Genomic DNA, 20898 nt, shown 5'->3' with positions numbered 1-20898 from the left:
AATACTAATATATTAATATTAAGTTGGGGAATGAAGGGAGAAATATAAAATTGAGTGAAGTGGATAAGCGCAATAAGCTTGATGAAGAACCTTTTTCATACAATATTTCAAAAGACAATAAAGTTTTTATATATTGGCATGGAAAACAAATTACAATCTTAAAAGGAAAGGAAAGCGATAAATTTTTGGCACGAATAAAAAATGCAGACTTAAAGGAAGCTCAATTAATTATGGCAAAGGTCACAGGAAATTTTAAACATGGCAATGAAAAAAAGTAATGCTAATAGTAAACAATAAAAAATAATAAAGAGAAGTATTTAAACCTACCCTATAGCGTAAACACTAAAAAAGTTTTATTGTATAGGGTATTTTTGTGTATAATAAAACAAGTGAAAATAAGATTAGATGATTAATAAATAATTTTTCAAGGAAAGAGAAGCAGAAAAATATGAGATTAGATAAATTTTTAGCAGAATCATCCGTTGGCAGGAGGAAAGAAGTTAGAGCTTATGTTAAAGAAGGTATGATTAAGGTAAATGGAGAAGTGATAACAGAGCCTGCTGTGGAAATTAACGAAAGTTTTGATGTTATTGAGTATCTTGGCAAAGTGGTACATTATAATGGTAAAGTATATTATATGTTTAATAAACCTACTGGCTGCATTACTGCAAGAAAAGATATAGTTAATAAAACTGTATTTGATTACTTTGATGATGCTCACATGAATGGAGTATTTCATGTTGGAAGGTTAGATAAAGATACAGAAGGCTTATTGCTATTTACCAATGATGGTGAATTTGAGCATAAATTAATGCATCCGCAAAAGCATGTTGAAAAAACTTATTTCTTTTGGGCCCTTGGTAATTTAGAAGAGGAAGATATAAAGAAGCTAGAGCAAGGCGTTTATATTGGAAAAGGTGAAATATTAACGAAACCTGCAAAAATAGAAGTAGATAAATGTGGAATGTATAAAGAGTTTAGCCATGAAATGCCTATTGATAATTTGGATAATATAGATTCAACACATTATAATCAGCCTATGGTATCAGGATATCTTACTATTTCAGAGGGACGTAAACATCAAGTGAAGCGTATGTTAAAAGCAGTAGGATGTTATGTGGTGTATTTAAAGAGAATTTCTATTGGAGAATTAACTTTAGATGAATCACTAAATAAAGGTCAGTATAGATCCCTGACAGAAGAGGAAGTTAAAAAACTAATGGAGTAATTACAGTTTTTCAACAAAAAATATGGTTAAATTGCTTTTTATTTCTAACTAATTTAGTATAATATTAAATAGAAATTTAAATGTTATAGGAGCTTAAATATGGATGATAAAAATATAAAAATTGTAGTATCAGGCGATATATGTGTAAATCAGTTACAATGGCTAACATATCCCAGCATAAATGTAGGTTTAAATTGGCAAACGCATTTAAATATGCACAGCGTTTTTAGTTCAGGAGAAGCACTGCTTTTATCAAAGCTTACAGCTTTATCAACAGGGGCTTCTGTGATGTCACCTGATACAGAAAATATGGAGTTAACTTTATCAGGAGAAATCCTTCGTTCCACTGCAGAGTTAGATCTTTTTCCTGTATATGGTGATAAAACCAATGATAAAAAAGTTTACAGGATAAGCCGTTTGATGGGATTTACAGGCCCAAAAGACAGGTCTACCAAGCTGCTTCCTATTGAAAATGATGATCCTAATGCAGATATAGTCATAATAGATGATGAAAATAATGGCTTTAACTCTAATGAAAGATTTTGGCCATTGGCTTTGAAATCACCTGAAGCATCACCAATAATCTTATATAAGATGAGCAACGTTATTGATTCTAGTGAGCTTTGGCAGCATATCCAGGGACTTAATAATAAAAATGTAATAGTAATTGTAAATGCTGATGATTTGCGTTCTAAAGGAGTTAATATAAGCAAAGGGTTGTCCTGGGAAAAAACAGCTCAGGATTTTGTGTGGCAGATTAACAATAATCCTAGTTTGGCATTCCTAGCAACCTGCCGTCATATTATAGTTCCTTTTGGCCTTGAAGGGGCCATTTATTATAAAAATGAAGATGTACGTGAAGTTAAACTGTATTTTCTTCCATATGAATTTGAAGGCGGTTTTGTTAAGGAATCACAGGGTAAAATGTATGGGCTTACCTCTTGCTTTGTTGCGGGTCTTGCCAGCACTATTGTTTTAGGAAATCAAGAAAATGAAGAAATATCAGAATCAATAAACATGGGGATTCGCAAAGGAATTGTTTCTACTCATAAATACTTTCTTGAAGGATTTGGGGAAAATGTTGAAGAATATGTATTCCCAAGCCCAGAAATATTTATTGAAAGGGAAGAAGATCTTATACATAGAGATCATGTGCAGGATGTAATAGTGCCTGTTTATCCTAATTCTAGCTGGTACATTTTAAAGGATAAAAGCTCCACCAGCTTAGCAGAGATAGCATATGATATTGTTAAGAATGGAGTTAAAAATGCACTTAAGTCTATACCAATAGCGAAGTTTGGAAACTTAACAACTGTAGATAAAACAGAAATTGAGAGTTATAAGAGTATAAAAAATCTTATGCTGGAGTATATTTCAAATAAAAATACTGTACGTCCTCTTTCAATAGCTGTATTTGGTACACCTGGATCAGGAAAGTCCTTTGGTATAGTTGAAGTGGCTAACAGTATTGCATCAAACTTAATTAAAAAGATAGATTTTAATTTATCACAGTTTAGATCCACAGTGGATTTAGTTAATGCTTTTCATAAAGTAAGAGACATTGTACTGGAAGGGAAAATCCCACTGGTGATTTTTGATGAATTTGATTCTGCTTTTGAGGGAAATCTTGGATGGCTGAAATATTTCCTAGCTCCTATGCAGGATGGTGTATTTAGGGAAGGGGATTCTATTCACCCTATTGGAAAAGCTATCTTTGCATTTGCAGGCGGAACCAGCAGTACTTTCAGTGAGTTTTTTGGAGAAGATATAGAAGATAAAGAAGAACAAAGGCAGTTCTTATTAAAGTTTAGAAGTGCTAAAGGTCCGGATTTTGTAAGTCGTTTACGAGGGTACGTAAACATTATGGGACCAAATCAAACAGATGAAAAATTGGATCAACTATTTATAATTAGAAGAGCAATACTGCTACGTTCATTATTAGAACGCAAAGTGCCCTATCTTATAAATGATAATGGAGAGGCACAAATTGATAATGGAGTACTAAGAGCAATGCTTAAAATTCCAAGATATAAACATGAATCAAGATCTATGGAAGCCATATTAGATATGAGTATGCTCACAAACTCTACAAAATGGGAGCAATCCTGCTTGCCTTCTAAAGAACAGCTAAAGCTTCATGTGGATGAAGAACAATTCTTACGTCATTTAATGCATGATGCCTTTTATGGTGAAAAGGTTGAAAGTATTGCAAGGGCAATTCATGAAAAATATAGAATGCTTAATGCAAATAATGAGGACATGGATGAGGAGTCTATAAAGCCTTGGCAGGAGCTTAGTGAGGATCTTAAAAACTCTAATCGTGAACAGGCTAGAAATATTCCAAGTGCTTTAATTAAAATTAATTACGATATTGTTTCAGTTAAAGATAAACCGGAATTTAAAAAATTTACACCTAGAGAATTAGAAATTTTAGCTAAGAGTGAGCATATGTACTGGTATAGATATAAAAAAGAGTGCGGATGGAAGTATGGGAACTCTAAGGATAGCAAGAAAAAGATAGATTGTGACCTTGTTTCATGGAACAGTTTAACAGAGGATAAGAAGGATAAACTATATAAAATGGTTGAAGCTTGGCCAGAAATATTGGCTAAATCAAATTTCAAGATAGAACCAGTAAGAGTTTCCTAATAATGGAATGGTGCCACCCACATGACAAGTGGCAAGTTTGAAACAAAATATATTTAAAGATGGGGCTGTCTCATTAAGAAATTATACCTCACTATATTGTATTAGAATTTAAAAATTCTAATACAATATAGTGAGGTTTTTATTCTTTCTGCCACAGTCATATTTTTTATGAGATATAAAACCTTCAGCCCGGCAGCAGACGTAAATAAAATATTAACAATTTTCCTAATTTTTGATATAATAATCCTTATTTGTACTAGAGAGTAAAGGAGGTATTAAATTTGAAAAAATCTCCTGGTATTATGGGTGTATTAAGTTTTGTAATCATTTCTTTTATTATTGGGGAAGTTATAAAAATTACAATAACGAAGAAAGATGTAAATATGGCTGCTATACCAGCAGTAAGTTATAGCTTGATAAAGCCTATTGAGCCTAGATTTCAATTGCCTGATATTAAGGATAATAGGCCACCACTTTTAATGGAAAAAGAACGTTTGGCAAAGGGTGGAGTAATGGGTACATCTGGACGAGGGGTAGTTGCACTAAGATTTGATGATTATCAAAATGTATTTAGGGAAAAAATATATCCAATGCTAGTGGCTCGGGGTCTTCCCTGCAGCATGGCGTTGATATCAAGATTTGATACTGCGCAAAGCTGGGGCATAGGCACAACTTGGGATGACATTAGGGAGTGGAATAGAAATGGCGTTGAAATATGGAGCCATGGAACAGATCATAAGGATTATAGTAAAAGTGGATATTCAGGACTTTACAGTCAAATAGTTACTTCAAAAAAAGAAATAGAAATGCAAGGGATAAAAGTTGTGGGGTGGGCACTTCCTGGTGTTAAACCTAGTACAAGGAATTTACCTTACAATGGATTGACTAGGCCCAGTCATTATAACAGTACTACTGGAAGATTGCTGATGAATACATATGCTTTAACAGAAGCTTATATATATAATCCTCGGAGAGCTTTACCAGCAATCATTTATCATGGATCAGGTCATGTAACTGCCTCAGATGGCAGAGAAACTCTTTCATCTTTAATGGAAGAAATAAATATAGCCATTAAAAATAAATCAGGCATTGAGATAATGTGCCATGCAGGTAATTTGGGCAAGCCTGGTAATTTAACTTTTAAAGAGTTTGAGACTATATTAAATTATATAAAAATGCAGTGGGATAAGGGATCTCTGGAGGTTCTAACTCCTTCTGGAATTTACTTTGCAGACCCTAATAGCAGCAGCAGACTTAAATTAAATGTTGATGACAGTTTTGAAGGTTTAACAACAGCTAATTCAGGAGCATGGAAGGGAATAAGAAACTGGACTGGAAAGACTATTGAAACAGGTAAAGGCAGGACGGGAAGAAACTTTCTACGTATAGGCAGAAGTGTTACCCATTCAGCAGTAACTCAAAAAATTGTAAACTTAGATAAATTAGGAGTTTCAGGAGAGCAATTTGTATTTGAAGGATGGTTCAGGTCCTATGGCGGTAAAGATGCAGTTGGGATGGTACAAATAAACGATTATGATAGCCCTAGTAAATTGAAAATAATAAGAAAATCAGTAAGTAAGGGCAAAGAATGGACAAGACTAAGATTTGTATTTTGTATTCCTCCTGGCACAAAAAACATTACAGTATCTCTTTATGGAGAACTAGAATTTGGTACTGATTGGGATGATATAAGTATAAAGAAGATATAGCGCTAAAAAGAGGCTTGTTTTAAAAATTATTATAGTTTAATTAATAAAAAAAATAATTTATATAAAAAAAGTTTGCTTTATGTAGTAATATGTGTTATTATTAACTGTAACTTAAATTAATAGTAAATAATGTATTATCATATATTTCAATTAGTACTACAAATATAGTATGTTGATATCGAAATTTTGTTAGTTAATTATTACAACTAGTTTAAGAATAATAAAATTTCGGAGGTACACATTATATGAATGGTACAGTAAAATGGTTTAACGCAGAAAAAGGATTTGGATTTATTACAGGAGAAGACGGAACAGATGTTTTTGCACACTTTTCACAAATAAATTCAGATGGTTTCAAATCACTTGAAGAAGGCCAAAAGGTTTCTTATGACGTTGTTAAAGGCGCTAAAGGACCTCAAGCAGAAAATATCACTGTTATTTAATTAATAGATATTTTACCTCTTAAATAGTTTTCTATTTAAGGGGTTTTTTAGTTTTTGTAGAGAGAAAAGGCAATTCTGTTATTGCAAAACATTATCTTGGAGAGTAGAGATAAAAGAAGCAATAGAATAATCCATTGCTTCTTTTATTTATACCCTAAATTTTAAATTGCAGGCAGCTCATAGTCAGGGTATAATTTTGAGTTAATATCCTCTCTTGTTATATTAAAATGGCTTCCTACAAAAGGAGTTTTGTCAGGTACATGATAGTCAATTTCTCTTTGAAAGTATTCAATAAGTTCTGTTATAACTTCCATATTCATATTTTTTGTTGTGCCCTTCAGCCCTGCGTATTCAATCAGCATAGCTTCTAATGGAGAAATTCCAGTTCTTTCGCCTATTCCTAAAAGTGAAGTGTTTATAGAAGATGCTCCATAAAGCCAAGCTGTGGTTGCGTTACTTACAGCTGCATAGAAATCATTATGGCCGTGCCATTCTATCATTTCTGATGGAACATTACAATAATATCTAAGACCGTGAATAAGTCCCTGTACGCTTCTTGGAAGTGAAGCTTTATTATATGAAACACCAAGTCCTAAGGTATCGCAAACTCTTATCTTTATAGGAATATCAGTTTCCTTTGAAAATCCCATTAATTTATCCACTAGTGGCAGCACAAATCCATAAAAATCAGCCATAGTTATATCCTCTAAATGGCATCTAGGACGAATGCCATGATTTAGTGCCTCTATGACTACAGATAGGTACATATCCATAGTTTCTTCTCTTGTTTTATTTAATTTCTTAAATATATGATAATCAGAGCAGGACATAAGGATTCCGGTTTCTTTAATGTCCATTTCCTTTACTAATTTAATATCATCTTTATCGGCTCTTATCCAGGATGTAACCTCTGGAAATTCATATCCTCTTTCAATGCAAGCCTGTGCAGCCTTTCTATCTTTTTCTGTATATAAAAAGAATTCCGTCTGCTTAATTATTCCTGAGTTATTATCCAGGTTGTGAAGATAATCAAAGATTCTAACCATCTGCTCTGCAGTATATGGAGGCATTGATTGCTGCCCGTCTCTAAAGGTAGTATCCGTAATCCATATGTCTTCTGGTAAATCCATAGGCACTTGTGAGTTATTGAAATTTACCTTCGGAATTTTAAAATAAGGAAAGACATCCTTGTAGAGATTTCCCATAGATACATCTTGAGGGTAATAATTGCAATTGGATTTTACCATATCATTCATCATCTCAAAACCTCCTTATAGCCAAGGTGTTGGCGTATTATTTCAATTAGAATATTGAATGAATTTAGTCTCTATATTTCATATATATTCAGGGGTAGGCGTTTTGTTTACAGTTATTTTTTATATGGTAATTTTGTACTCGCGATACTAAAAACTCAATAGAATCAAGCTCTTTAACTGGTTGTTTTCTATATTTTAGCACTTTTATTATACGTTGACAAAGAGGTAATTTTCTGAAAAATTGCAATTTTAGTCAAATATTCCTTCATGTAATTCGTTTACAATACGAAATAATATTGTTTATTATAAGAAATGGATTTTGTAACAAAATCCAATCTGATTATAATTTTTAAAACGTTGACATTGATATATAAAAAGAATATACTTTTATTAAAATTAAATAATCCTCGGTAGGTGAGGCTACTATAAGGATATGGGTTGCTGCCGTAAAAGAATGGAAACATTCTGCACTGGTCAACAGATTTTGCCGAACAAAGAAGGTTTAATCTAATGCAACTTCACTGCCTAGTAGAGCTAAAACTTGAACGAGAAAGTATTGTAGATAATACCTTCATCATATTCAAGTTGTGATGGAGGTTTTTTGTTTTAGGAGGTGGGAAGAATGGAAGATGGCGATAGTAGTATGGATGGAGAGATTAATAATGCATTTAGTTATGTAGAGTTTATCTTCTATATCTTCTTACTTAACGTAATTATTTGTACTAATATCTCTTCACCAGGAGATCATATTTTAAGAAATTCAAATTCAATATGAACAATTAAATACAACTAAAACTCCACGAGGTGAAGAAATATGTTTCAAGAAAAGCAAAGTGAATTGATAAGTAGTTTACTACAAAATGATAAGAATAAAATATATGAAATTATTGATCATATGTATCCCATAGATATTGCACTGGTTTTAGAAGATTTTAGCGATGAAAGTTTATTAAGATTTTACGAATTAATACATAATGAGCTTATGGCTGAAATTATAGAACAATCCAGTCATCAATTACAAGTTAGAATTATTAAACTATTTGATTTTCAAGATATAATAGATTTATTTTCTTATATGTCCAATGATGATATTGCAGATATTTTAGGGAACCTTCCCATTAAAACTAGAAAAGATTTGCTGAAAATGATGAAGAAAAATGATACTAAACAGCTCCAAGAACTGCTAGGATATGACGAAGATAGTGCTGGTGGTATTATGACAACTGAATATATTGCACTAAAAAGCGATTTAACCATAGAGGAAGCCTTGAAAAAAATTAGAGAAATTGGCCCTGAAACAGAAGTAATTGAAATTATATTTGTGCTAGATAAAAACAAAAAGTTGATTGGGACAGCAGACTTACGAGATATATTACTGGCATCTGAAGACAAAAGATTAATTGATATTATGGAGGATAATGTAATTTATGTTACCCCCGAAGTTGACCAAGAAAAGGTATCTTTGCTTGTTTCCAAATATGATTTGAAGGCTATCCCAGTTATTAATAATAATAACTGTCTTTTAGGAATTATTACAGTAGATGATATAATTGATGTTATTGTTGAAGAGCAAACAGAAGATATGTTAAGGCTAGGTGGTGTAAGTAAGGAAGAGAGAGCAAATAGTACACTTAAAACTTCTATTACAAAGAGGCTGCCTTGGCTATTTATAAACTTGGGAACCGCTTTCTTAGCGTCCTTTACAGTAGGTCTGTTTGAAGACGTTATAGCCCAGGTAGTAGCTTTAGCTGCTGCTATGCCTATTGTTGCTGGCATGGGAGGAAATGCAGGTACTCAAACCTTATCTGTTGCGATTAGAGGTATTACCCTTGGAGAACTTAGCCTTAAAAAGAATTGGAAGTTGGTATTTAAAGAAGTTACTCTAGGGGTAATAAATGGTGCAGCTACGGGGCTTTTAACAGGTATTATACTTTATATGAAGTATAATAACCCTTATCTTGGATTAATTATTTTTGCCGCCATGATTGGAAATCTAATGATAGCAGGATTTTTTGGTTTTTTAATACCCTTACTGCTAAAGGTATTTGATATAGATCCAGCGCTAGCTTCAGCTATATTTTTAACAACAGCAACAGATGTTTTTGGTTTTTTTATTTTTTTAGGGTTATCAAAAATGTTCTTACCACTTTTAATATAAGCATATATTATAATGTGATTATTTTAAATCACTGTACAACTAGAACTACGTAAATATAATTAATTTAATATAATTAATTGGGAGAATTTTAAATATGATGATTATTATAGTAGGAATCATTATTGGAATTATTGTTGTATTTCCAATAGGACCTCTTGGAATTATAGCTTTACAAAGGACTATAAATCGAGGGTGGAAAATTGGATTTTTTTCAGGCGTAGGTGCAGCTGTATCTGATTTGGTTTATTCTTCAGCTGCAATATTTGGTATTAGTTTTGTGGATGGTTTTATAATTAAACATAAGTACCTAATTAACCAAATAACAGGTACACTCTTTTTAATTGTTGGAATAAATATCTTTATTAATGCCGCAGTGAATAAAGACATAGAAGAAGAGGAAAGAAAAGAAATAATGCACCCAGCACTTTCAAATTTTCTGCTTGGGTTATCAAATCCAATGACTTTTTTAATTTTTCTAAGCATATTTACTAAAATGAAATTAGAAAATGGAGAGCTGTTACATAACTTAATTCTTGTGATTTCTATATTTACTGGATCGTTGCTCTTTTGGATTATAACTTCTAAATTTGTTAATAACTCTAAGAGAAATTTTAAAATTGAAACATTTTATATGATAAATAAGGTTATTGGTGTTATAATATCTTTGATTGGAATGTATAGTATATTAAAAGGGATATTAAGGTTATAATTATTAGAAAACATCGGACAAGTTTCTGGTGTTTTTTATTTTATGTATTGTATGTTGGTTCCGAATTAGAATTTTTATGAATAATCTCACCTTGGATTTATTTTACAATTTTTTAATTGACTAATTATATATGGGAGTGTAAAATTACACTATAGGTGTATAATTACTACCAAGAATTAATTAAATCTATAGTTGTTTATTAATTTAAATGGGGGATATGTTTTGAAAATAAAGGATTTTATAAGTTTAAGTGTCTTTGGAATGAAAACCATATTGTTTAAAATGAGAAAACCAATCTTGGGAACTATAATACTTACAGATTATTGTAATTTAAGCTGCAAGCACTGTGCGGTTAATAATATAAATAAGATTATGTATCCATATGAAGATATAGTAGAGGAAATGAACAAGCTTTATGATGAAGGCATAAGGATACTTTTTTTCTGTGGTGGTGAAACTTTAACTTGGAAGGATGGCAATAAGACAATACGAGACCTTATTAAAGAAGCTAAGAAAATTGGCTTTTTAATAGTTAATATTGTGACAAATGGCACTATTGATTTGGACATACCTGAAGCCGATGTAATATTTCTAAGCCTTGATGGAATGAAAGAAAATCATAATTTAATAAGAGGAGATACCTTTGACACCATCTTAAGTAATGTTTCTAAAGCTGATTTTTCTAATATTTGCGTATATATGGCTGTGAACAATATGAATTATAAAGATATTGAAGCTTTATGTAAGTTGGTAAAAGAGACAAAAAATTTAAAATCAATATCCTTTAACTTTCATACTCCTTACGAAGGCACAGAGCATTTGTCTTTAACAAGGGAGCAGCAACTGCAAGCTGTGAATTCAATTAAATCGATGATAAAAGGTGACTATCCTGTATTTAATTTATATTCAGCTTTGGATTATTATCTGCAAAATAAGTGGGACAGACCATGCTATCAATGTATCGTATCTGAAAACAAAAAAAGATTTGTCTGCGGCAGATGCGTTGAAATTGAAGGCCTTTGTGAAAAATGCGGGTACCTATTTGCTGTTGAATTTTCTCTTCTTTGCAGGGGGAATATTAAAGTGATTTTTGATATGATAAAAACTTACTTAAAATACGTATAGGAGTGAGGCGTAGTGATTACAAATTTTTTAAGGCTGCTTTTTACCAAGTCTTTTAAGCCTTTTGTTTTTACGAACGAAAATAACTATGAACTTAATATGAATGTTCCAGAGCTTGGCATATATGTTCATATTCCCTTTTGTACTACAATATGCGCCTTTTGCCCATATAATAAGATAAAGTATGATAAGACTTTAGCAGCAGCATACAAGGATGCTTTGATAAAAGAGATAAATATTGTAGGAAGTTTAAATAAGAAAAAGAACAAAATAACCAGTGTGTATTTCGGTGGAGGATCCCCAGCCCTTATGCTTGAAGAGCTTGCTGATATTTTAAGAACTTTAAGAAGTAATTTTGATATAAATTGCAATATAGGTTTAGAACTTCACCCAAGAGATATTAATGAGGAGGATCTTTTAAAGCTTAAAAATATTGGTTTTGACATGGTAAGTATAGGGATTCAATCCTTTGATGAAGAATCCTTAAAGACTTTAGGTAGGGATTACATTAATGGCGCTGAAAAAGTTAGGATGGCAGCTTCCATAGGCTTTAAAACAATAGATGTGGATCTTATCTTCGGTATAGAAGGACAATGTGAAGAGAGCTTAAAAAGGGACTTTAAGACAGCCTTTGAGGCAGGGGCAACTCAGGTCTCAACCTATCCATTTATTGATTTTTCCTATGCTAATAATAAAAGTAAACCTCTAGGAAAAAAGGAGAAAAAGAAACTTCTTCAGTATCTTGAAAAAGTAAGTGAGGAGCTTCAATGTAAAAGAACTGCTGTATGGACCTTTGGTAAAAAAGATGTTCCAAAGTATTCATCCATAACAAGAGATAATTTTATAGGTTTTGGGCCAAGTGCCACAACTCTTTTAAGGGACTTCTTTAAAATTAATACTTTTTCAGTAGAAGAATATATTAAGCGGGTTAATAGCAAAAAAATGCCCACTGCTCTTACAATGAAATTTAACGAAAGAACACGGGCGCTTTATTGGTTGTTTTGGAATTCATATACATTAAGTATTGACAATGAAAGTTTTAAAAAGCTTTTTAAGAAAGACTTAGAACAAATATTTAAACTTGAGCTGACCCTTGGAAGAATCATGGGGTTACTAACTAAGACAGAGGAAGGCTATGAATTAACAGAAAAGGGTACATATAAGTATCATTTAGTTGAACAAGCTTATACCCATCAATACATTGATAAAACTTGGAGAATAGCAAGACAAGAAGCATGGCCTGATAAGATAGAGTTGTATTAAGACAATGTTAAAGAAGCAATAGTTTAAACTATTGCTTCTTTTTAAGTTAATTACAAACCTAAATTTACAATTAATTATATTTTTAATCTTTCGGGTAAAACCTTAGTTCTAAATGTACTTGCAATTATTGCATCAACTAATGCTATTACCACAAGCACAAAACTTTGATTTAAGATAATAACTGGAAATAAGGAAAAAATTAAGCTGGATAATATCATACAATACATAATACTGCCGCTTGCCTTATAAAGAGTAGTTAATAATATACTTATCCCAACTAAATATGCTGAGAATTGTGCATAAAACTGTGGAAGCACAATAAACTTTGGTATATAAATAAGTGGTAAGAACCATAATGACCAAAACAGTCCTGTTGAAATAGAAGATTTCCAAAATCCGCTTTTCTCTTCGTTTGCTGGCTGCACTATCCCTCTCCAGCCAATTTCTTGAGAACCCAATATTAATATTAAGAAGGGTAGATAAAAAAAGAAATCCGTAAAGTTACCATACTTATATACACCTTTTAAAAGTATAGCAAAACCGTAATGTAATCCTAGAAATATTGGTATTAAAATAATGTTTTTTGGAGTATTAATTGCTTTTAATTTAGTTGTAAATCCTTTTACTCCACCTAAATTTTCTCTGTTTAAAATGTGTACCAAAAATGCTGAAATAAGTGGGCCTAAGCATCCAAGAATAAAAATAAATAAATAACTGGGATTAGAGAATATGTCATTAAATATGACTTTGAAATAAATCAGCAAACCAAAGCATGTATAACTTATTATAAATGATATTAATAAGAATTGATTAGAACTTTTCTTCAAGATTTGTCCTCCAATAAATTATATTTGGTTGATGATGGAGTATGAATGGCCATTATACATATACTACCACATTTATACATATAAGTCATTATTTTTGGATATTTATTTAAAAATTATGAAATTAATGAATATAAAAATAATTTCAAAAAAGTTCCCACTTATTTGTTGACATCCCATATTTTTCATAATATAATAAAGATGGTTGATGATGTATGATGCATCATGTATAAAACACCATATAAAAATAAAATATAAATTAAATTTCAAGGGGGAGTTTTATTATGTATATGGATTTAAGCAAGTATCCTGCAGAACCTTTTAAGATTAAGAGTGTTGAGCCTGTTAAAATGATTTCAAGAGAACAACGTGAAATTGCTATGAGAGAAGCTGGATATAATACATTCAACTTAAAATCAGAGGATGTTTACATTGACTTACTTACTGACTCAGGAACTAATGCTATGAGTGATGCTCAGTGGGCAGGAATGATGATAGGTGACGAAGCTTATGCTGGAAGTAAGAACTGGATATACTTAGAAGCAACTATAAAAGAATTATTTGGATTTAAACATGTTGTTCCTACTCACCAAGGACGTGGTGCAGAAAATATTCTTTCAACTATAGCTATTAAACCAGGTCAATATGTAGCTGGAAATATGTATTTTACAACTACTAGATATCACCAAGAAAAAAATGGCGGTGTTTTCGTAGATATAATTAGAGATGAAGCTCATGATGCAAGTATAGATCTTCCTTTCAAAGGAGATATTGATATTAATAAATTAGAAAGACTTATCGAAGAAAAAGGTGCAGAAAATATAGCATATATATGTCTTGCTGTTACTGTAAACTTAGCAGGTGGACAACCAGTTTCTATCGCTAATATGAAAGCTGTTAGAGAAGTTACAGCAAAACACGGTATTAAGGTATTCTTTGATGCTACCAGATGTGTTGAAAATGCATACTTTATCAAAGAAAGAGAAGAAGGATATGCAAACGTTTCAATTAAAGCTATAGTACATGAAATGTTCAGTTATTCTGATGGTGCTACTATGTCAGGTAAAAAAGATGGTATTGTAAACATCGGTGGATTCTTAGCAATTAATGATGATGAATTATTTGGAAAGGCTAAGGAAATAGTAGTTGTTTATGAAGGTATGCCATCCTATGGTGGTATGGCTGGCCGTGATATGCAGGCAATAGCAATTGGATTTAGAGAAGCAATGCAAGAAGAATATATAGAACATAGAATAAAACAAGTTAGATATCTTGGAGATAGATTAAAAGAAGCAGGAGTTCCAATAGTTGAACCTGTTGGTGGACACGCTGTATTCCTAGATGCAAGAAGATTCTGTCCACATTTAAATCAAGAACAATATCCAGCTCAATCACTAGCAGCGTCACTTTATATTGACTCTGGTGTTAGATCAATGGAACGTGGTATAGTTTCTGCTGGTAGAGATGTAAAAACTGGTGAAAATCATAAACCAAAATTAGAAACAGTTAGACTTACTATTCCAAGAAGAGTGTACACTTATAGACACATGGATGTTGTAGCTGAATCAGTTATTAATTTATATAAACACAAAGAAGATATAAGACCACTTAAATTCATATATGAACCTGCCCAATTAAGATTCTTTACTGCAAAATTTGATTATGCAGACTAGTAGGAGTAAAAATTTATTATTCTATATTATCAGGCTTCATGCTTGATAATATAGAATATAAGTATGGTATAAAAAGGTATGTTGATTACAAAAGGATACTACTTTATAATGACTCCTATTATAGGGGTGAAAAATGGGGAGGAGATGTATGAATACTGAAGTTACTCAAAATACTCAAACGCAAAAGACAGCTAAGTTCCAATCTAAATGGGGATTTATATTAGCGTGTGTAGGTTCCGCCGTGGGTATGGCCAATGTTTGGGGATTCCCTTACAAATTAGGTAGCAGCGGTGGTGGAGCATTTTTAGTAGCTTATCTTATATTTATAGCCATTTTTAGCTATATAGGGCTTTCTGCAGAATATGCAATTGGTCGTAGAGCAAAAACTGGTACACTTGGTGCTTATGAAAATGCCTGGAAATCTGGCGGCAAGGAAGGCATTGGGAAAATTGTGGGATGGATTCCGCTTGCAGGTTCTATGTGTATAGCAATAGGATATGCAGTAATTATTTCATACGTACTTAAAGGATTGGCACAATCTATTACAGGTACTCTTATGACTGTAGACACAGGTATGTGGTTTGAGTCATTTTCTATGACAGATTATTCAGTTGTACCATATCATATAATAGTTGTTATTGGAACATTACTTACATTGACACTTGGTGCAGATAGTATTGAGAAATCTAATAAGATTATGATGCCATTGTTTTTTATACTATTTTTAGTTCTTGCTGTTCGTGTGGCTTTTTTACCAGGTTCAGTAGAAGGATATAAATTCATGTTTATACCAAGGTGGGAATTTTTAAAAGACCCAATGATTTGGGTTTGGGCTATGGGACAAGCATTTTTCTCACTATCTGTAACTGGCAGTGGAATGATTGTATATGGTGCATATCTATCAGATGATGAAGATATCATAGATGGTGCAAAAAATACTGCTATATTTGACACAATTGCAGCAATAGTAGCGGCATTAGTTATTATACCTGCTTGTTTTGCATATAATGTAGATGTGGGATCAGGACCAGGACTTCTTTTTGTAACTTTACCTAAAATACTACAAGACATACCAGGAGGTAGAATATTTGCAATAATATTATTTACCGCAGTAGTATTTGGTGGAGTAAGCTCCCTACAAAATATGTTTGAAGTAGTTGGAGAATCATTAATGCATAAATTTCCTAAATTAAAACGTATTCCTATGTTAATATTGCTTTGCATAATTTGTTTTGGTATAGGTATTAATATGGAGCCTATATTCAAATGGGGACCATGGATGGATATTATATCTATATATATTATTCCAATTGGAGCAACTTTAGGTGCCATATCTTGGTTCTGGATTATGAAAAAGGAAGATTTAATTAATGAAATTAACTTAGGTGCTAAGAAGAAACAAGGTGATTTATGGTATAATGTGGGCAGATACCTTTACGTACCATTTGCAACAATATTATGTATAATTGCGTTGTTCATGAAAGTATCATTTTAAATTAAATAGAGCTAAATAGGTGGATTAGTACTCCGCCTATTTTATTTACATAATAAAATAATAATGGTATAATATATCAAGTTATTAGTTAGCTTTAATCAATAAAAAGACAGGAGTAATAGCGTGTTAATTAACAAGAAAACTTTAAGTGATCAAATTTATGATATATTAAAAATGGAAATATTAAAAAGAGAAATACCTTTTGGAACTAAATTAGTCAATAGAACACTGCAAAAAAGATTTGAGGTTAGTTCATCTCCTATTCGAGATGCTATAAATCGCTTAAATCAGGATGGACTTATTACATCTATTGATAAATCTGGAGCAACAGTAGTTGATTTTGATTACGATTTTTTTCTTGAAATAAATGAAGTACTTTTGTATGTAGTTAACACTGGAATAAAATTGTCTTTTGAAAAGTCTAACATAGAAGAAGTTTGCAAAGATTTAGAAGAATATATGATGCTTCAAGAAAATTATATAGGAACTGATGAGTTTTATTATTATGATTATAAATTTCATAAAACATTTATTGAATATTCCCAAAATGGCAGATTGAAAAAGATTTTTGATGAATATAACGTTCTTCATGAAATGCTTGTTAGAAATTATTATGAGGTAGAGACATTTCAAATTCAGGAAGATGGCATTGTGATACATAAACAAATAATAGATGCATTTAGATCTAAAGATTATCAATTGGCTATGACGCTTACTGAGGAGCATTATAAAGCCGCTGAACAAATTTTTAAGAAGGTACTTCAACCAAGGAAAGAAAAGTTGGAGGAAGCAATAGAGTAATCTACTGCTTCTTTTTTGAATTAATTGTAAACCTAAAATATTAATAAGGTTGACAATTAAAAACTTATTTATTATCATTGACATAAGAAAAGTGGATATATTGTTTAAGAAATATAAGGGGGAAGTAAAAATGAAAAGCTTTATTAAGGGGTTAGAGGAAAAGGTTATAAGAGAGCAGCTTATAAGTTTTGAAGAAGCTATGAAACTATCAGGTATTGAGAAAAAAGATGATATAAAAGAGCTGTGCAATAGTGCTAATAACATAAGGGAGTTTTTTTGCGGAATAGAAGTAGATCTTTGCAGCATTATGAATGCAAAGTCAGGACACTGCTCTGAGGACTGTAAGTTCTGTGCTCAATCTGCCCATTACATAACTAATGTAGAAGTATATGATTTAGTTTCAAAGGAGTGGGCTTTAAAGCTTGCGAAGGAAAACGAAAGTGAGGGAGTAAATAGATTTTCCTTAGTCACCAGCGGCAGAGGAATTATTAGCAGTGATTTTGAGAAGGTTGTAGAAATTTATAAAGAGCTAAATAAAGAAATGAAAATGGACTTATGTGCACCCTTAGGTATATTAGGATATGATGAACTTCTTAGGCTAGTAGAAGTCGGAATAACTATGTATCATCATAACTTGGAAACCAGCAGAGACTATTACGAAAAAATATGTACAACTCACAGTTATGATGAAAGAATATACACTATAAATGCAGCTAAACAAGCTGGCATGACTGTTTGTTCAGGGGGAATTATCGGCCTTGGAGAAAGCTTAGAAGATAGAGTTAAGTTAGCTGTTCAGCTAAGAGATTTAGGTGTTCAATCCATTCCTATAAATGTATTAAATCCAGTAAAAGGAACGCCTTTAGAAAACAAAGAAAGATTAAGTCAAGATGAAATACTAAAAACCATTGCCATTTTTAGATTTGTGAATCCTAAAGCATTTATAAGACTTGCCGGAGGAAGAAATCTCATTGATGAATTTGGTAAAAATTGCTTTAACGCAGGAGCCAATGCAACAATTACGGGAAACTACCTGACAACATCAGGTAATAAAATATGTGATGATAAAAAAATGATAAGTGAACTAAAGCTTAAGGTTAGAAAAAAATGTTTGAAGTGATTTTAGAAAAGTATAAGTTTTTATTAAACCTACATAGGATTTTTTTAAACATCAAAGAGGATAAAACTGAAAACTTATCCTCTTTGATTATTCTTAAAGAGAGGAGGTAACTTTACTAACAGCCTTATAAGCATTAATTATACCATATCCGGATTGCAAGTCCTTGCCTCGAGTGAATATATCAGTTGCTGTGCTGTCTAAAATTTCAGTTATTTCATCTGGGGTTAAGCTTGGGTTTTGTGCTTTAACTATTGCAGCAACTCCAGAAACTAAAGGAGCAGCCATGCTTGTACCGTCCCAAACTGCATATCCATTTGGAACTGTGCTTATTATTTTTACTCCTGGTGCAGCAGCATCAATTGACGTACCATAATTAGAAAAACTAGCCTTTTTATATTGTGGAGTTACTGCTGAAACAGTATAAACACCTTCATCATAACCAGCTGGTAAATATAAATTTGCATTTGAATTATCATTACCTGAGGCAGCGACAATGAAAATTCCTTTTTCTTTAGCATACTGTAAGGCACTTAGTATTTCTTCACTTTCATCTATGCTTCCAAAGCTTAAGTTTATAATATCAGCCCCCTTATCTGCAGCATATCTAATTCCTTCAGCAATTTTATCCTCTTCACCTATTCCGTCTTTATCTAAAACTTTAACTGGTATAAGCTTAACATCCAAGCTCCCTACTATACCTGTTATTCCTTGATTATTATTAGCTTCTGCCGCGATAATTCCAGAAACGTGAGTTCCATGTCCATTATCATCCATTACGTCTTTACTATTGTTAATGAAATTATATCCCAAATCTGTGAGTACCCTGTTTTTCAAATCAATATGTGTATAATCAACTCCAGTATCTAATACAGCAACTTTTACTTCTCTTTTTTGATCTACCAAAGACCATGCTTTATTAGCATTTGTTGCACTAATTGCCCATTGATATTTATATCCTGGATCATTTACGGCAGAATCCGTATTTAAGGTGATTTCACTACTATCTGCCACTTCATTAACAGGTTTTTTTTCTATTGGCTTAATTATTTCTATAGGTTTAACTACTTTTACAGGCTTACGTATGTATATTTCTCTAATATTTTTTCTTTTTAACTGTCTATTAAAGCCTACACCATCATGCCTGCTATACGCCTTAGATGAATAGCTATCTGCATAGTTTATAGTTTGTACATTATCACTAAGTGCCATTTCAGGCTCTGAAACTAAAATCTTTGTTACAAATACTAAAGTAAATAGAGTTAGTAATGTTAGAATTTTTTTAGACCTCATAAGAATATTCCCCCTATCAATCTTGCTGTTAATTAACATAAAATATAATAAAATTTCAAGTAATCTTGTTAATAAAATTATACTATTTCATTATTACAATTTAGTCACAAAATTTATATTGTTTGAATATTTACAAAAGCTATATTTAGAGCTGATTCAATTATAGATTTTTATCCAATATTAACTAAAAAAATCATCAATGCTATAATGTGAATGAATAAATAAAATATTCATTCGAAAAATTGGAGGCTGATTATTAATTGATAGATAAAAAGGCTGAGATATTTAATGCAGGAAGAGAATTATTTTACTTAAAGGGATTTAAAGCTACTAATATTTCAGAAATCACTAAAAAGGCTGGGGTTGGGGTAGGTACTTTTTATAGCTATTACCCTTCAAAAGAGAAGCTTTTTTTAGAGATTTATATAAAAGAAAGTGATAAACATAAAAGACGAGTTATGGAATCTCTTGATATAACTGAGGAACCTGTGGCGGTTGCAAAGAAGTTATTGGAGATGAGCATCAGTGCCATGAACTCAAATAAAATACTGAAGGAATGGAATAACCGAGATCTTTTTGGTGAACTAGAGCAATATTATCGAGAAGAAAGTAGGAAAAATGGCGATTTCTTTCATAATTTTTATATAGAAATTATAAAGAAATGGAAAACTGAGGGAAAAATAAGAAAGGATATAGATGATGAACTTTTATTAGCCTTTTTCGATATTCTAGAACATATCGACACCCATAAAGAAGAGATTGGGATACAGCATTTTCCTCGGGTTATGCAATACCTAGTGGAGTTTATAATAAAAGGTTTGACTGATTGCCAAAAATAAGATGATTATAGGCAATAATTTTTTTATTAGCATATGAATGAATTTAAAAAGTATTCATTCGGTAGGGGAAGGAGAAATTATATGAGAAATGTGATTAAATTTATACCTAATAGTATTACAATAGCAAGAATAATTATGTCTATTTTATTTGTATTAAATATCTGGGGACAATTTGCTTATAAGGAAGAGAAGTTCATAAATTTAACAGTGACTTTTGTAGCTATTTGCTTTTCAGATTTATTAGATGGGAAGATTGCAAGGATAAAGAGGTGTTTTGCATTAATTTTTTTAAACACCAATATATAGCAAGTGGTGATTA

At 31.7% G+C, this 20898-nt stretch carries 18 protein-coding genes, 1 pseudogene and 1 riboswitch; of the genes and pseudogenes, 16 read left to right on the top strand and 3 right to left on the bottom strand.

The window, feature by feature from the left end; translation table 11 throughout:
- Window positions 1–59: 59 nt before the first annotated feature.
- The 5 genes from BSD9I1_RS06020 to BSD9I1_RS06000 all read left to right on the top strand — a co-directional run bounded on the left by BSD9I1_RS06020 (window position 60) and on the right by BSD9I1_RS06000 (window position 6029).
- Window positions 60–278, top strand: coding sequence for a hypothetical protein (locus tag BSD9I1_RS06020; protein ID WP_242966437.1), 219 nt, complete (start codon window positions 60–62; stop codon window positions 276–278).
- Between the two features lie 170 nt (window positions 279–448).
- The gene (locus tag BSD9I1_RS06015) at window positions 449–1228 is read left to right on the top strand and encodes a pseudouridine synthase (RefSeq protein WP_186429574.1); all 780 of its coding nucleotides are present in this window, start codon (window positions 449–451) and stop codon (window positions 1226–1228) included.
- A 99-nt stretch (window positions 1229–1327) separates the two neighbouring features.
- Window positions 1328–3877, top strand: coding sequence for a RyR domain-containing protein (locus BSD9I1_RS06010; RefSeq protein WP_186429573.1), 2550 nt, complete (start codon window positions 1328–1330; stop codon window positions 3875–3877).
- Window positions 3878–4158: 281 nt separating this feature from the next.
- Entirely contained in the window at window positions 4159–5586 is a 1428-nt protein-coding gene (locus tag BSD9I1_RS06005; protein ID WP_186429572.1) for a polysaccharide deacetylase family protein, read from the top strand.
- 245 nt (window positions 5587–5831) lie between these two features.
- Window positions 5832–6029, top strand: coding sequence for a cold-shock protein (locus BSD9I1_RS06000; protein WP_035310587.1), 198 nt, complete (start codon window positions 5832–5834; stop codon window positions 6027–6029).
- Between the two features lie 197 nt (window positions 6030–6226).
- On the opposite strand, the pseudogene BSD9I1_RS05995 reads toward BSD9I1_RS06000, so the two are convergent.
- A pseudogene (locus BSD9I1_RS05995) lies at window positions 6227–7288 on the bottom strand (2-isopropylmalate synthase); the annotation flags it as partial.
- Window positions 7289–7684: 396 nt separating this feature from the next.
- Window positions 7685–7846, top strand: a riboswitch (M-box (ykoK) riboswitch).
- A 61-nt stretch (window positions 7847–7907) separates the two neighbouring features.
- Between BSD9I1_RS05995 and BSD9I1_RS05990 the strand changes: the two are divergent.
- The 5 genes from BSD9I1_RS05990 (at window position 7908) to BSD9I1_RS05970 (ending at window position 12537) form a co-directional block, all read left to right on the top strand.
- Window positions 7908–8060: a hypothetical protein gene (locus tag BSD9I1_RS05990; protein WP_186429570.1), complete on the top strand. Its 153-nt coding sequence runs from the start codon at window positions 7908–7910 to the stop codon at window positions 8058–8060.
- 39 nt (window positions 8061–8099) lie between these two features.
- Window positions 8100–9443 carry a magnesium transporter gene (gene mgtE, locus BSD9I1_RS05985; protein WP_186429569.1) on the top strand — a complete coding sequence of 448 codons (1344 nt, stop codon included), beginning with the start codon at window positions 8100–8102 and terminating at the stop codon, window positions 9441–9443.
- A 94-nt stretch (window positions 9444–9537) separates the two neighbouring features.
- Window positions 9538–10152, top strand: a complete 615-nt coding sequence (locus tag BSD9I1_RS05980) for a LysE family translocator (protein ID WP_186429568.1) — start codon at window positions 9538–9540, stop codon at window positions 10150–10152.
- 222 nt (window positions 10153–10374) lie between these two features.
- Entirely contained in the window at window positions 10375–11277 is a 903-nt protein-coding gene (locus BSD9I1_RS05975; protein WP_186429567.1) for a radical SAM protein, read from the top strand.
- A gap of 12 nt (window positions 11278–11289) precedes the next feature.
- The gene (locus BSD9I1_RS05970; RefSeq protein WP_186429566.1) at window positions 11290–12537 is read left to right on the top strand and encodes a radical SAM protein; all 1248 of its coding nucleotides are present in this window, start codon (window positions 11290–11292) and stop codon (window positions 12535–12537) included.
- A 74-nt stretch (window positions 12538–12611) separates the two neighbouring features.
- Here the strand turns inward: BSD9I1_RS05970 and BSD9I1_RS05965 are convergent, their stop codons facing one another.
- Window positions 12612–13364: a type II CAAX prenyl endopeptidase Rce1 family protein gene (locus BSD9I1_RS05965; RefSeq protein ID WP_186429565.1), complete on the bottom strand. Its 753-nt coding sequence runs from the start codon at window positions 13362–13364 to the stop codon at window positions 12612–12614.
- 287 nt (window positions 13365–13651) lie between these two features.
- On the opposite strand from BSD9I1_RS05965, the gene BSD9I1_RS05960 reads away from it, so the two are divergent.
- The 4 genes from BSD9I1_RS05960 (at window position 13652) to bioB (ending at window position 18450) form a co-directional block, all read left to right on the top strand.
- Window positions 13652–15034, top strand: coding sequence for a tyrosine phenol-lyase (locus BSD9I1_RS05960; protein ID WP_186429761.1), 1383 nt, complete (start codon window positions 13652–13654; stop codon window positions 15032–15034).
- A gap of 148 nt (window positions 15035–15182) precedes the next feature.
- The gene (locus tag BSD9I1_RS05955) at window positions 15183–16529 is read left to right on the top strand and encodes a sodium-dependent transporter (RefSeq protein ID WP_186429564.1); all 1347 of its coding nucleotides are present in this window, start codon (window positions 15183–15185) and stop codon (window positions 16527–16529) included.
- A 123-nt stretch (window positions 16530–16652) separates the two neighbouring features.
- Entirely contained in the window at window positions 16653–17330 is a 678-nt protein-coding gene (locus BSD9I1_RS05950) for a GntR family transcriptional regulator (protein WP_186429563.1), read from the top strand.
- A gap of 130 nt (window positions 17331–17460) precedes the next feature.
- Entirely contained in the window at window positions 17461–18450 is a 990-nt protein-coding gene (bioB, locus tag BSD9I1_RS05945; RefSeq protein WP_186429562.1) for a biotin synthase BioB, read from the top strand.
- A 93-nt stretch (window positions 18451–18543) separates the two neighbouring features.
- Here the strand turns inward: bioB and BSD9I1_RS05940 are convergent, their stop codons facing one another.
- Window positions 18544–19740, bottom strand: coding sequence for a S8 family peptidase (locus BSD9I1_RS05940; protein WP_242966427.1), 1197 nt, complete (start codon window positions 19738–19740; stop codon window positions 18544–18546).
- Between the two features lie 260 nt (window positions 19741–20000).
- Between BSD9I1_RS05940 and BSD9I1_RS05935 the strand changes: the two genes are divergently transcribed.
- Both BSD9I1_RS05935 and BSD9I1_RS05930 read left to right on the top strand, forming a co-directional pair.
- A complete protein-coding gene (locus BSD9I1_RS05935) occupies window positions 20001–20579 on the top strand; it encodes a TetR/AcrR family transcriptional regulator (RefSeq protein ID WP_186429560.1) in 579 nt (192 codons plus the stop codon).
- Between the two features lie 81 nt (window positions 20580–20660).
- The gene (locus tag BSD9I1_RS05930; RefSeq protein ID WP_186429559.1) at window positions 20661–20885 is read left to right on the top strand and encodes a CDP-alcohol phosphatidyltransferase family protein; all 225 of its coding nucleotides are present in this window, start codon (window positions 20661–20663) and stop codon (window positions 20883–20885) included.
- Window positions 20886–20898 lie beyond the last annotated feature (13 nt).

This window comes from Clostridium sp. BSD9I1 (assembly GCF_900185645.1).
GTDB lineage: Bacteria > Bacillota > Clostridia > Clostridiales > Clostridiaceae > Clostridium_AK.
Note: the sequence above shows the minus strand (reverse complement) of the source record. Positions and strands in the feature narration are given on the sequence as shown.